Below are 13,482 nucleotides of genomic sequence, written 5' to 3'. Positions count from 1 at the left end.
GTAGTAGTGATCCGCTGGGTTTATCCGGTGTTTCACCAGGCAGTGTTGTTGCGGGCAGTACTCTGGACATGACCATCACCGGCACGGGCATACAGGACGGAGTCGCAGTGCTGGTCTGCCGCACCGGTGGCGCGACCACTAACTCGGTGACGGTACAGGATGCCAACACACTGGTTACCAATGTCACCATAGCCGCGGATGCGCCAGCGACCTGTGGGGTGACTGCTACCAATCCTGATGGAGCGGTTGCTACGCTGAGCCGTGGCTCAGTAACAGTCGATCCCGACAGTGGTAGTGGAGGTGGTAGTGATCCACTGGGTTTATCCGGTGTTTCACCAGGCAGTGTTGTTGCGGGCAGTACTCTGGACATGACCATCACCGGCACGGGCATACAGGACGGAGTCGCAGTGCTGGTCTGCCGCACCGGTGGCGCGACCACTAACTCGGTGACGGTACAGGATGCCAACACACTGGTTACCAATGTCACCATAGCCGCGGATGCGCCAGCGACCTGTGGGGTGACTGCTACCAATCCTGATGGAGCGGTTGCTGCGCTGGCTCGTGGTTCGGTTTCGGTTACAGCTCAGTAGATACAGCAGTTTGGAATCTCTGTCACAGAGATCGGTTGTTTGATCGCTTGAGGGTGCGGGTTATGCCGTAAATGTCAGGCAGGCCATTGAAGCCGGAACTACTGACTATGTGGTCAAACCCATAAACACAGAAACTATTATGTCCAAGCTGATTGCTGTTCTGTCCAGGTCCGGAGAGTAAGTACCCTTCGGAGATCCTAATATGCAGGAAATTGGTGGAGCCGAGGAGGATCGAACTCCCGACCTTCGCATTGCGAACGCGACGCTCTCCCAGCTGAGCTACGGCCCCATGTCTTCTAAATCAATAGGTTAAGATACTGTTGATCTGTACTGCTATTTTCACGCACACTACACGCACAATGTGAAAGTGACGTGAGGGTTTGGCGCGTGACCATTTACCCACAGTATGGGAGCGATCAACAATGGCAACTTATTCCAAAGAATACGTCTGGATTATACCCAATGCCCCTAAGCCGATAAAGACGTATTCCGTGGGCAAGGCGAGAAGCCTCGCCACCCACTACGGATTGCCCTGGGGTGATATAAAGAAAAAGCAGCGAGGTGTTCGGGTGCAGATCCGGCGGCGTGGGCAGCCCCCGCTATCCAGGACCTTCAAGACAAAGGGGCAAGCTGAAAGCTGGGCTACCCTCCAGGAGCCTAAGATACTGTCGGGTACCTACCGCGATCATTCGGTTGCAAAATCAATGACGGTCGCCGACCTGTTGAATGCTTACACCGAGCATGAGGCATTTAACAAACAGGACCGGTCGCGCGCTGCCCTGTTGAAACGGCTCATGGGCACCATCGGTATGGATGCATTGCATGTCGCCGATTGCATGCAGTTCATACGAACACGTCGTGGAACGAAAACCGAACGGCTTAAAAGATACAAGGCCTGGCTAAATCGGCAAGTAGCTGCTGGATACGAAACTGAAGAAGATGTGCTGGAGCTTTTCGAGGATGCCAGCAAGGGCGGGGTAGAGGTGCCAGCTCTGGTACAAGATGCCACCATACATCGTGATCTTGATGTACTCGGGTCGGCGATCAAATGGGCGCAAAGCCATTTACGCTTGCAGTTGGCCGAGCATCCATTACCGGAGGCCAAGAAAACACTGGTTGTCAAAAATCAGCGTGATCGACGGCCGACCAGGAAAGAACTGGAAGAAATACGTCTTGCATCTGATTCACCTGTACTCAATGTGTTCGTCGAATTGGCCATTGAAACCTGTATGCGGAGAGGCGAGCTCTGTAACCTCCGATGTGAAGATATCGATTGGGAAAATGAAACACTCAAAATAACCAGCGCCAAATCGGACCGCCTGAAAAAAGGTCGTCACAAGGGACGTACCATACCGCTTACCCTAAAGGCAGCTGAGCTTCTGCGAAAAGTCGTCGGCGACCGAAGTAATGGATCAGTTTTGGCGACCAAACCTGATTCTATTACCCAGGCATTCACACGCGCCTGCCAGCGCACAGGTGTAAAAGACCTCGTGGTGCACGATCTTCGCCACCATGGGATATCCTTGCTGTTTGAAGAAACAGGACTGTCTATCGCGGAAGTAAGACTGATGAGTGGGCACGCGAGTATCCGGTCGCTGGAACGCTATGTAAACATGCGTGTAGAGTCTGTGAAAGACAAGTTGCGCGCGGCAGGCAAGTAAAGTGGCGTTGATAATAAAAACCACGACGACTCGATGACAGATTATCTACGGTTTCTACGCAGATATCTGTGATATATCTTACTTCGGACAAATGAAAACATACATATGCCGGAGGTACGAGGTGGCTGTAAAACAGACGTTGGAAGAGGATACATACTACACGGATGAGGACATTGCCCACCTGCTCGGTATCACGATCGGTCGCTTGCGAAATAAGGTAAGCGCTGGCCTACCGTTACCGCCGCGTATTCAACCGCCGTGTTGTCGTAACCGTCTTTGGCCGTGTAAAGCTGTGCACGCATGGCTGGAGCAGTTCAAAGTCACGGAATCACCGATCTGCGATTTTAACGCAAGACATCGTGGCTACAGGTAAGCGGAAAAACACGTACTCCCTGAAGAACATCATTTTCAATTATTACACTGTAATAATGTATCTGGCCCTTATTTTGCCTGACACCTAGAGCTTATATCCCTCAAGCATGCAGCCTTGCTTTGTGTGTATGAATCGTTCGTGGTAGCCCAGGTTTCCACAGTTCACATATTCTCCCGAAAACCATTTCAGCAGCCGTCGGAATCTATCGCCCGAATTTTGTGCGCATAGAAATGACGATGTCAATCTGGAAACAGCATATTTTGACCGAAGGTGCCCTCGTCACTGGCGAGCGTAGCGGGGTAGTGACGAGGGCGGCAATCCCGGTATCCGCGCGGGTATGCGACCGAATTCTAACGTGACCGGCGCGTGATGCGTTCCTAAACTGCCGCCCTCTGATCGATTTTAACCGTGGCCACTGCGTGTACAGTGGCGATTGAGCACAACAGGGCCCTTTGACGTGCTGCGGTTTTTTACCGTGGGTCCATCTTCCAGCCAGAACGGCTACCTATCATTTAAAGGAGGTAATGTAAGCCATAATTGAAGAACGCCCATCCATGGGCATGTTGGTCTACGCGGCCCCATCCTGACAAGGAGAACCCGCGTTGCCTGTGACCAGGCGCATTCAGTTCAGACGGGAGTAGTGTCCCATGACCGTTCCGCGTGAGCGAACCTGGACGGCTACGGCCTCCGGGTGGTCAGAAACACTAACCTGAAAGCGAGAACACTGTGAGAGAACTGAACTACCAACTCAAACAACTCTGCCGGAAAAATCGAGATGGCAGATACAGAGTAAACGTATGAAACGCTCCGACTTTACCGGAGACTCCATTTCTTGAGAGGATGGAGTTATGAACAAGAGAACGGGATACTCGCCAGGGGTACGGGAACGGGCGGTGCGGATGGTATTCGAGCACCAGGCGGAAAATAACTCACCGTGGGCAGCACTGAAGTCGATTGCTGTGAAGATTGGCTGTACGGCTGAGACCCTCAGAAAATGGGTGCGTCGAGCCGACCCTGGGCGGTTACCGCTTCGGGAAACGGTATCGGAGGTAGAATCCCAACAGGAAGCGGACTGGAAACTAACTAGCTTTCTGAATAAAAACAGCTTGCTCAAGCTGCTCTGCATGGAAATTCACCCGCAGCGGTTTACTTCGCATTCTGTGATTGGCATAGCAATGAATTAGCGCAGGTTGACCTTGATTATGGCCCTGTATATAGTTCCACGTTAATAAGAAGTACAAGAATAAAAATATCAATCGTTAGGGGATAGCATGTCGGGGGCGACTCACTCAGTCTACGCTTGTTTTTTGCCATCAGTCGGTATTGCGTGATGGCTAAGTGTTTGGTTGTGTGTCGTTTCATCAGTCTTGCGCTATCCGTGTTGCTGTTGTCGTCGTGTTTTGTCCAGACGAGCTCACCTGCCAAAGAATTCTACACGTGGAACGGTCTTGAACCGGATAAGTGGGCGTCTGCCTGGCTCATCAACCGGCACATTGCACCAACCTCGAAGTTAAGTATCCTTCCTGCTGGCGCCCAGTTGAGTGGCGCTATCGCCTTTGATATTCCCGAGGCGACCTACCGTCGTCGTCACGGGCTGTCAACCTACGAAGGTTTGATACAAGCACATGGCCTCGAAAATGACCCGGTGCTCAAACGGATTGGCGAAATCATCAACCATATTGAAATTTCGCCATGGACCACACCGGACAGTGATGATGCGATTGTGGTTGAGAACCGCTATCGAGATCTGCAACAGAAATTTTCCCGTAACCATGTTCCGGTTCGTTGTTACAGCGGGTTTTTTGACCGCCTCTACCAGATGCTTGAAAGTAACCCGTCCACAATGAATACCATTGGTCTGGAAGCCAGCCTCGATGTGGCTTCCATATGTGGTGAGGATGTAGCGCCCAACGTTGAATACATGCAACAGGCCGTATTGGAGTACCCCATCAACAACATACTGGAGATGATTGCCAAGGGTAAGAAGGTAGTGTTTGTCGATACGCGCGAAGAACCAGAATACGACGAATTTCATATTCCAGGGGCCATCAATATACGCCTTCGTGACGTTAGTTTTGAAACTGTCACGCAGCTTGATGGAGCGGACTTGGTGATCAGTTACTGCATCAAGGACTTTCGTGGTTACGAGGTTGCTCAAGCACTGCGCCGTGTGGGAGTGCAGCCAGTCGGTATTATGAAACCGTATGGACTGAAGGGCTGGAAAGATCTGGGGTTACCGGTTGCTGAGCGTGATGCTGTTTCTGATGAAGCGGCCTTGACGCTATTGCAGCACTGTGCACAACAAAAGGCATGTAGAAACACTAATAATAAATCGTAACGAGAGCGGCTTTACAACGGATATGAATAAAGCGCTGAAAACAACATCGTTGAGCATCAATCAAGCTACCAGGGTAGTACCGTGGTTGCTGTGGGTGTGCGCCTTGGTGGTGGGTGTTTCCATCTTGTTCTCGGTAAGTGAAAGCTTGATAACAGCCTTAACGCGAGCCACCCCACCTGGGCAACTACTTTACGTGTTTTCCAAGCTGACCGGTCTGTTAGCGATTGTGCTGGTTTGGCTGCAGCTTATGCTGTCGTTATCAAGCAGAATCTTCGGGCGGATGGTGTATGCCGGGAGCTGGATACACAGAGCAAGCGGTTTGGCGCTGTTGCTGCTGTTATTTCTTCATGCAGTGCTGTTTGTTGCGGCTGTTTCTGTTCGTAACGGCGAACTTTCGGCAGGCATACTCGTGCCAGACTTTACGTCAGGATATTACACCTCCAGTGTCTCGTTGGGGATTCTGGGTTTATTGCTGTTTGGGCTGGGATCAGGAATATATGTGCTCCGCCAAAAACGTGAACGGTTGTTCCGATGGGGCCACCGATGTGTGATTCTGGCATGTCTGTTGGTATTTGCGCACAGTTATTTAATCGGCAGTGACACTCAAAGCACTCTCATGAGAGCTTTGTACTTACTTTCTTCTACATTCCTGTTGGTAGCGCTGGTGGTTTTATACCTTAAGCCCTTCGTCATGCGGCGTATGCAATATGACTAATCATGCGCTCGATAAAGTCACCCCGTCCGCGACACTGATGGATGCCATGGTCTGTATAAGCAGAAACGCTGCTTTACGGTTGTTTCGATCGAATCTACTTCAGTTTCTCGTTATTTGCTTCCTCTGGGCCCCCATAAACGCTGCGGCAGCTGTCGTGGTGACACCTGCTACAGGGCCGATTTACGGTGGTGCGACAGTGACAATCACGGGCACTGGTTTCGTTTCTGATCCTGTGACCGAAATTTATTTAGGGAGCTCTCTTGCTACAAACTTGGTCATCATCGATGACACAACATTGACCGTTACAACGCCAGTAGGGCCGAGTGCAGGTCCTGTTGCCGTCGATGTCTTTTTCCAGAGCATGACAAATGACTACACAGCCAATGCGTATACCTATGAAGATGTCAGTATCACATCCGTCACCCCTTCTGCGGGGCCGTTAAGTGGTGGTACATCGGTAACCATCCTTGGCAACCATTTTGCTGCACCATTAACCGTGGCATTCGGACCTAATCAGGCTGTTACGGTCAACGTGATTGACAGTCAAACATTGTCGGTTATTACTCCGCCTGAATCTATGACACCAGGGCCTGTCGATGTGGTGGTTACACTCACCAGTGCTATGGCGACTGCCACGCTAGCCAATGGATTTACTTATGGCCAACCGTCGGTGACGGATATATTACCTACTAGCGGCCCGCTGAGTGGTAGCACGGCGATTACGATAAATGGTAGTGGTTTTTCGGGTGTTAGCACGGTTGACATAAACATTGATGGTATCCCGGCGACGGGTGTCACGATAGTCAGTGATGTTGTGATGACTGCTATAACGCCATCAGGAATGACGCTTGGCCCAGTTGATGTTGACATACAATATGATTCTGGCGCTTCAGGATCGACATTCCTTCCGGGTGGGTTTACCTATGAGGACGTCACGGTCACCTCCGCTACACCTTCTTCAGGCCCAATCCTTGGTGGAACGACGGTAACCATCTTGGGAACGTTGTTTTCAGAACCACTTACCGTGACGTTTGATGGAGTACAAGCAACCACCGTTAGCGTTGTTGATAGTCAGACGCTGTCCGTTGTTACACCACCCGCATCAATGTTGGCGGGGTTAGTCGATGTGGTAGTCAGTACCACTGCGCCTGCAGCAACCGGAACGCTGATTAATGGATTTACCTATGTACAGCCGACAGTCTCAGGGGTTAATCCTTCAAACGGTCCATTATACGGTGGGACACCATTCGCTATCAGCGGTAGCGGCTTTTCGGATATAACGACAGTAGAGATAATGGTGGATAGGTTATCAGCTACCGGTATTACTATCGTTGATGACAACACTATAACCGCCACCACCCCGCAGGGCTTGATCAGTGGTCCAACTGATATTAATTTGCAGTATGACTCGGGTGCCTCAGGGGCAGATTTTTTAGCGGGTGCCTTTACGTATGACAATATCAGCATAACCTCAATCTCGCCTTTACAGGGGCCTGCGGGTGGTGGCACGCAGTTACGTGTCGAAGGGTCGCTTTTCACTAGCCCTATGAGTGTTTTAATTGGAGGAGTTTCGGCTACCGATATCAATGTTCTCGATGAGGGCTTGCTTCTCGTAACAACGCCCTCGGGTGTTTCGTCCACGACAGTCGATGTGTCACTGAGCGTACCTGGCACACCCGTATCGGCTACTTTAGCTAACGTTTTTTCTTACGCCGCCTCAAACATAGGATCGATAACGCCTTCCACCGGGTCTACGCAGGGTGGAGCACTTGTGACTATTAACGGTAGCGATATGCCTAACAATGCAACCGTATCATTTGGAGGGGTGCTTGCTACCAATGTAACCCTGATCGACAAGGACACGTTATCTGCGATTGCCCCACCAAACTCAGCAGGAACAATAACGGTCAGCGTTTCTGACGCTTCAGGAACGTTGAATCTCCCCAACGCCTTTACCTACGTGGCACCACCGCCCCAGATAAGCAGTATATCGCCTTCGTCAGGACTGGCAGCAGGTGGGTCAAATGTCACAATTTCCGGTAGTGACTTCCAGTCAGGGCTGAGTGCAACAATTGGTGGTCAGAACTTAACTGCACTAGCGTATGTCGATAGCAACACCGTGACCGGTGCGGTACCGGTGCTGCCGCTAGGTACAGCTGATGTCACCGTGACGAACTCAGATGGCCAGAGCACTACGTTCCCGGCAGGGTTTAACGTGGTTTCCCAGTTACCTCAGGTCTCTAATGTCGCGGGCGATGTGGCACCGTACGGTGCGCCGGATGGGGCGCTAAATGCGGGTGACCTTGTGATAATGCAGCAGTTTGTGACAGGGTCGAAGACACCCACGGCACAAGAGTTACTGGTCGCCGATGTGGCCCCATTAAATAGTCCCGATGGCACCCTGAATGTGGGTGACTCTTTGGTGCTCACGCGCGCTGTGTTGGGACAGATCACGCTCAATCCCATTAGCAACGGTAGCGGGACGCCTTCGGTGGACAGTGCTACGCCGGTCTCCGGCCAGAACCCGTATGTCATTTCAGGCACCGCACTGCCCAATACTACCGTGAGTATCTATGTGAATGGCGTTGTACAACAACAAGTCACCAGTGACGGAAGCGGGGTTTATACGGCCAATGTTGTACTGGAAGATGGACAGAACGCTATCTATGCGAGCGCAGATGATGGAACCGGAAATATCACCACCACCAACCAGGTGCAAGCGACTTACGAGAACAACATCAGCCGAAGTCAGGGCGGCATCGTCCCAACGGATACCGCCTGGACAGCAGGTTCACCACCACAGGCCTATCGGATCACGTCGGATTTGGTTATTACTGCCGGTACCCGCCTGACGCTTCAGCCGGGTGTTGTGCTTGAATTTGATGATAATGTCGGCTTGGTTATAAATGGAGAATTACAGGTGCTGGGCTCACCGGAACAACCAGTAACCTTCACGTCTTCTAATCAAGCAGCCCCCGTTAAGGGCATCTGGACGGGCATCCAGTTTGGCGCCACCTCGGGAAATTCCGTTATTGACGGGGCGGTTATCGAATGGGCCGTCAACGGCATCACTGCGTCAACTGCAAGCAATCTTGTCGTGACGAATAGTAATATCCGCAATTACAGCGTTAGTGGTATTAGTTTTAGCGGTGGCTCAACAGGCTCGATTACCAACAACGTCATTAACAATTTTGATCAAACCGGCAGCGGAATTCTTGTTGACCAGTCATCGCCACTAATCGATGGGAATACACTTCGGAACAACCTGTATGGTATTGATATCTCTTCGGCCTCCCCGCTGGTACAGAACAATGTCATTCAGGAAAATGTGATTGGCATCCTTATACGGGGCGATAATGCAAACCCGGTTGTCAGTGGGAACACCTTGGCAGCCAATACCAATTACGGTGTGCAAGTGACCGGTACCGGCCTGGATGCTACCAACCCACAACCGGTGGTCAGCGGAAACAATCTCTACGGAAATGCTACGGCGGGGTTATATGTTACGGGATATGGCTCCAGTAGCAGTGTGGTGCTGGACGTTACAAATAACTGGTGGGGTGATGCAACACCTGTTCTAGGAAACCAGATACTGGTGAATGCCGGTGATACGCCAGCATCGGCTGTAGACTTCAGCAGCCCACAGACTGGAATATCGGCAGGTCCTGTCATTACGGGGTTGACGGTAACAGAAACCTATATTTCCCCTTCAATCAGCCCTGGGATCAAAGACAGCAGTACTGTCAGCGCCACACTCAGTGAAGCGGCCAATTGGTCAGTTAACATCAGTGGTGGCACCGGGATAGCCCGTACCTTTAACGGGTCAGGCACGACGGTTCTGGCGAACTGGGACGGTCGCGACAACAGTGCCGTGGTACTTCCTGATGGTCGGTATTCGGTGTCGATTAATGCTACATCCAGTAGCAGCGGTTTGAGCTTAGTTGGGAGCCATAATTTCACGATAACCGTGGATAACACGGTACCAGTGGCTGATCTTGACTATGCGCTTCAGAATGCGACCTACCAGAGTGTGCTGAGTATCCCGATTACGGGCAGTGCCGCAGACACCAACCCGAGTAGTTATCAGATTGAGTATGGGGTTGGCTCTGCACCGTCCTCATGGGTGGTTATTTCAAATATACAGAACAAGAATGTGTCTTCCGGTGTACTGGCTAACTGGGCTATTGCAGATACCAGTGGCCTTCAGATACCCAATGGTCTTTACTCAGTTCGAGTCACGGTAAATGATCTGGCTGGGAGTAGTAGTACCGATGTCGTCACTATCGGCGTTCAGAATAGCCTGCTCTACAATGTGTCAGCTGTTGCTACAACAACCATAAGACCAGCCTTTGATGAAATGGCGTCGGTATCGTTTAGTGTATTACTGCCCTCTACCACGGTCACGTACACAATATCCGATGAGCGAACCGGGCAAGTCGTTCGTACGCTTCAACAAGTCTACGGCGCATCTACCAGCAATACCCTTGCATGGGATGGGAAAGATGACATCGGGAACTATGTGCCCGACGAGGCATATGTTTATACGCTTGCTGCGCTTACCGGCCCCGAGTTACAGAGCGTCACGCCAGTTTCTTATCAGAACGCGTTTGGCGGCATAATTGGAGACTTCAACACTAGCTTTGATCCCATTCGAAATGAATTTTGGAATAACAATGTAACCCTGCTAGGGCTGAGCCGAGTGACACTTTGTATTTCGGGTACAAATGCACAAACGTTTTGTGAGGGAACCTCAACCGATGGCTTCAAGGCACTGGACGGTGTCCCGTTTGAGGGAGGCCTCCAGATCGCTTACTGGGATGGCTATGATCCTTCTGGCAATCCATTTTCCGGTAATACCTACGGTTTCTATGCTGCTGCGCCCATACCGTTACCCATCAACACAATTCTCGTAAAGGGAACGACCCCCTTTATTTCAGGTGAGAACACGGCACCCAATATCGAAGTAAAGTCAAACCCATACATCGTCACGCACAGCTACGAGGAGCAAACACAAATACGATTCCAGCTTGATCAGGATTCTGTGGTGAGTGTAAAACTGCTACCGCCGGGCATATCTGACGCCAATGACCCGTCGGCACAAATTCTGGTCAACGCCGCCACGCTATCGGCAGAAGTTTCACCGGGTGTGGCACAAACACACACGGCGATCTGGAAGGGTTATGACGATTCTGTGCCTGTCCCGGATACCAATAACATTCTGGTGGAAACTGAAGGCACGTATACCTTCACCATTGAAGCGACCAGCGTGGTGACGGGCTTGACGTCAATCTACCGTGGCGCAGTGACGTTGTACCATTAGTGATCAATAAAATGCCCTTGAAGCCTAAACGAATCCACACGCCTTTACGCATCGCGGTATTACTGTTGCTGTTGTTACCGCTGAAAGTATTTTCAGCGAACGAGAAAATCGCCTACCTGGCACACAGTAAAAACTTTTGGCAGGTGTGGACGATGCAGGCCGATGGAACAGATCCCCAGCAGATTACCCATACACCGTTCGACAAGAGCCACATCAGTTGGTATCCCGACGGGACACACCTTCTAGTCAATGGTAGTCAAGGACAGATACGCAAGGTCAACGTTCAGACAAAGCAAGAAACCATTCTGGAGTTGCCGATCAAGGGCACGGTCGATGCTGTGGTTTCGCCAGATGGCCTGTCTATTGCCTTTTCACTCAGCGTAGCGGGAAGTATCGATAACAACCATATCTGGCTGGTTAAGGAAGATGGAAGCGGCCTTAAAAAACTCACTGCGATGAAAGGGCTTCAACACGAGCCAGTATGGTCCAGGGATGGAAAAGCCGTGTACTTTTTATCCGGCGAGGGCGATCAGTCACACGATGTGTGGCGGGTTGAACGCGCCAGTAAACGGATAGAAAAGCTGACCGCAGGAAAGCTGTACCACTTTGATATGGCTTTTGCGAACGATAATGCCATGGCTTTTTCCAATAACCAGACCGGTAATTATGAAATCTGGATAAAGCAAAGTGACGGAAGTAACCGTCAGCTTACCCAACATGAATCCATTGATGCACGGCCTTCCTGGTCACCGGATGGCAAGGCCATTGTCTTTGAATCATCGCGAAGCGGGGTGATGAATATCTGGATGAAACCAATCAGCAACAGTGAAGCAGTACAGCTGACACATGAAAAAGTCGGTGCAAGATTTCCGGTGTGGTCAGCAGGCGGGCCGGAGGAATGATGAAATCTGTTTCTGCCCTCATTGCTGCGGTCGTCTTTTCAGCGACATCTATGGGCGTCTATGCGCTCGAAATTGAGCGCGTCTCCCATGCGCCAGCGCAGTTTATTCCGACAAAAGGGAAGTTCACCAACATCAACTTCGCATTGTCTGAGAAGGCTGATGTTGAACTCAAAGTGTTCGATGACCGAGATAAGTTAGTGCGCCGCATTGCGCGCAAGGATCTTGCAGCTGGCGAGCAAACTATCCCGTGGTCAGGACAAGACGAAGCAGGGCATACCGTACCCGCTGAAGCCTATCGGTACACCCTCACGGCAAATACGACCGTTGAGCATGATTTGAGCGATTTGACTGGCGGCGAAACGGTACGCAGCAAGATTCTCTGGAATTCGGACAAGATGCAGTTCGAATACAGCCTCGATAAACCGTCCAGAGTCCTGATTCGTGTGGGTCTTGAAAATCATGGACCGTTGATGGCGACCATCCGTAATTGGGTGCCTCGGCAGGCAGGGAGTCACATTGAGCGCTGGGATGGTAAAGATGCCTCCGGCGAACTTGATCTGTCAAAACACCCGAAGTTGGTGGTCAGTATGCGTGCCTACACGCTTAGCCAGAATACTATCCTGGTCGGGCCCGAGCCGAATCAAGTGTCATTCATCAGAGCGATGACATGGCCATCCGAGAGCCGCAAGGTCAAGAAAAAACCTGTGAAACGGATGATTGCTGCACAACAACAGTCAGCGGAGACGCGTGGCGATTATCTGGTCAATCTTAACTTGCCAGAGGGACTAAAGACCGACAAGCACGGCGTTCCTATTGTCACCGGCCACATTCCTGTTATGTTAGATGTGGATGAGAAACATCGCACCATTGCGCTCAATCGCCGTTCGGAAACAGTATTCTACATTGATGGCCAGTTTACCTTTGAGAATGAGGTGGGTTTTCTGCCGATGGCGTGGATGTTAGATACCACGCACCTGAATAACGGAGAGCACTTCCTCAGCGTCAACCTTCGAGGTTATGAAGGAAACTTTGGCCTGGCCACCCGCAAGATTATTGTTCAGCACCCCAGAACGTCCAAGGTGCCATGATGCGAACGAAAACAATGTATCTTGCTGCCATCCTGCTTACGCAGGTTGTGATTGCTTCAAACGCGTATGCGGCTTCTACGCTTGAAGAAGCGAATCTGGCGTATAAAAATCAGAATATCGATCAAGCTACCCAACTCTATCAGCAAAGCTTGCAAGATGACCCTCAATCACCCGATGCAAAAGTTGGTCTGGCATACTGCTATTTCGTTAAAAGGCAGTACCCAAGAGCGACTGATCAGGTTAATGAGGTACTAGCCATCAATAGCACGCATATTCGAGGCTTGTTGCTACGGGGTCGACTGAACATGCAATCGGGCAATCTGGTCGCCGCGAAAGAGGCTTTTCAGCAGGTCGTTGCCGTTGACCCGAATAATGTTGAGGCGCATACCTCGCTGGGGAATGCGCTGTTCGGCCTTGGTGATGAGGCAGGTGCCGATGCGCATTACAACACTGTCCGATCTCTGGTCAGTCCAGGCCAATAGCCAGGAGCTTATT

At 51.1% G+C, this 13,482-nt stretch carries 8 protein-coding genes, 1 tRNA gene and 1 pseudogene; 9 read left to right on the top strand and 1 reads right to left on the bottom strand.

The window, feature by feature from the left end; genetic code table 11:
* On the top strand, positions 1-590 hold a 590-nt coding region (locus DFR30_RS14340), incomplete at its 5' end, for a hypothetical protein (protein WP_207891878.1).
* Between the two features lie 213 nt (positions 591-803).
* Here DFR30_RS14340 and DFR30_RS10695 read toward each other — a convergent pair.
* Positions 804-879, bottom strand: a tRNA-Ala gene (locus DFR30_RS10695).
* 202 nt (positions 880-1,081) lie between these two features.
* Between DFR30_RS10695 and DFR30_RS10690 the strand changes: the two genes are divergently transcribed.
* The 8 genes and pseudogenes from DFR30_RS10690 to DFR30_RS10655 all read left to right on the top strand — a co-directional run bounded on the left by DFR30_RS10690 (position 1,082) and on the right by DFR30_RS10655 (position 13,469).
* Positions 1,082-2,251 (top strand): tyrosine-type recombinase/integrase, encoded by a 1,170-nt coding sequence (locus DFR30_RS10690; RefSeq protein WP_207891877.1) that lies wholly within the window; start codon positions 1,082-1,084, stop codon positions 2,249-2,251.
* Between the two features lie 1,221 nt (positions 2,252-3,472).
* Positions 3,473-3,635 (top strand): annotated as a pseudogene (locus DFR30_RS10685) (IS3 family transposase); the annotation flags it as partial.
* Positions 3,636-3,954: 319 nt separating this feature from the next.
* A complete protein-coding gene (locus DFR30_RS10680) occupies positions 3,955-4,962 on the top strand; it encodes a chromate resistance protein ChrB domain-containing protein (RefSeq protein ID WP_132973078.1) in 1,008 nt (335 codons plus the stop codon).
* Positions 4,963-4,984: 22 nt separating this feature from the next.
* Positions 4,985-5,677, top strand: a complete 693-nt coding sequence (locus DFR30_RS10675) for a hypothetical protein (RefSeq protein ID WP_132973076.1) — start codon at positions 4,985-4,987, stop codon at positions 5,675-5,677.
* Positions 5,670-10,997 carry a beta strand repeat-containing protein gene (locus DFR30_RS10670; protein ID WP_132973074.1) on the top strand — a complete coding sequence of 1,776 codons (5,328 nt, stop codon included), beginning with the start codon at positions 5,670-5,672 and terminating at the stop codon, positions 10,995-10,997. The genes DFR30_RS10675 and DFR30_RS10670 overlap by 8 nt, the downstream gene beginning before the upstream one ends.
* Positions 10,998-11,008: 11 nt before the next feature.
* Positions 11,009-11,899: a TolB family protein gene (locus tag DFR30_RS10665; RefSeq protein ID WP_132973072.1), complete on the top strand. Its 891-nt coding sequence runs from the start codon at positions 11,009-11,011 to the stop codon at positions 11,897-11,899.
* Positions 11,896-12,987, top strand: coding sequence for a FlgD immunoglobulin-like domain containing protein (locus DFR30_RS10660; RefSeq protein WP_132973070.1), 1,092 nt, complete (start codon positions 11,896-11,898; stop codon positions 12,985-12,987). The genes DFR30_RS10665 and DFR30_RS10660 overlap by 4 nt, the downstream gene beginning before the upstream one ends.
* Complete coding sequence (locus DFR30_RS10655; protein ID WP_207891876.1) at positions 12,987-13,469, top strand: tetratricopeptide repeat protein; 483 nt, start codon at positions 12,987-12,989, stop codon at positions 13,467-13,469. Before DFR30_RS10660 ends, DFR30_RS10655 begins: the two co-directional genes overlap by 1 nt.
* Positions 13,470-13,482 lie beyond the last annotated feature (13 nt).

This window comes from Thiogranum longum, from assembly GCF_004339085.1.
Taxonomy (GTDB): Bacteria; Pseudomonadota; Gammaproteobacteria; order DSM-19610; family DSM-19610; genus Thiogranum; species Thiogranum longum.
The sequence above is the reverse complement of the archived record's forward strand: the minus strand, read 5'-3'. Positions and strand labels throughout refer to the sequence as shown.

Bases quoted from the DNA above. Each gene is read 5' to 3' on its own strand.
- DFR30_RS10680 (WP_132973078.1), top strand. From the start codon at position 3,955: ATGGCTAAGTGTTTGGTTGTGTGTCGTTTCATCAGTCTTGCGCTATCC.
- DFR30_RS10665 (WP_132973072.1), top strand. From the start codon at position 11,009: ATGCCCTTGAAGCCTAAACGAATCCACACGCCTTTACGCATCGCGGTA.
- DFR30_RS10660 (WP_132973070.1), top strand. From the start codon at position 11,896: ATGATGAAATCTGTTTCTGCCCTCATTGCTGCGGTCGTCTTTTCAGCG.
- DFR30_RS10670 (WP_132973074.1), top strand. From the start codon at position 5,670: ATGACTAATCATGCGCTCGATAAAGTCACCCCGTCCGCGACACTGATG.
- DFR30_RS10675 (WP_132973076.1), top strand. From the start codon at position 4,985: ATGAATAAAGCGCTGAAAACAACATCGTTGAGCATCAATCAAGCTACC.
- DFR30_RS10655 (WP_207891876.1), top strand. From the start codon at position 12,987: ATGCGAACGAAAACAATGTATCTTGCTGCCATCCTGCTTACGCAGGTT.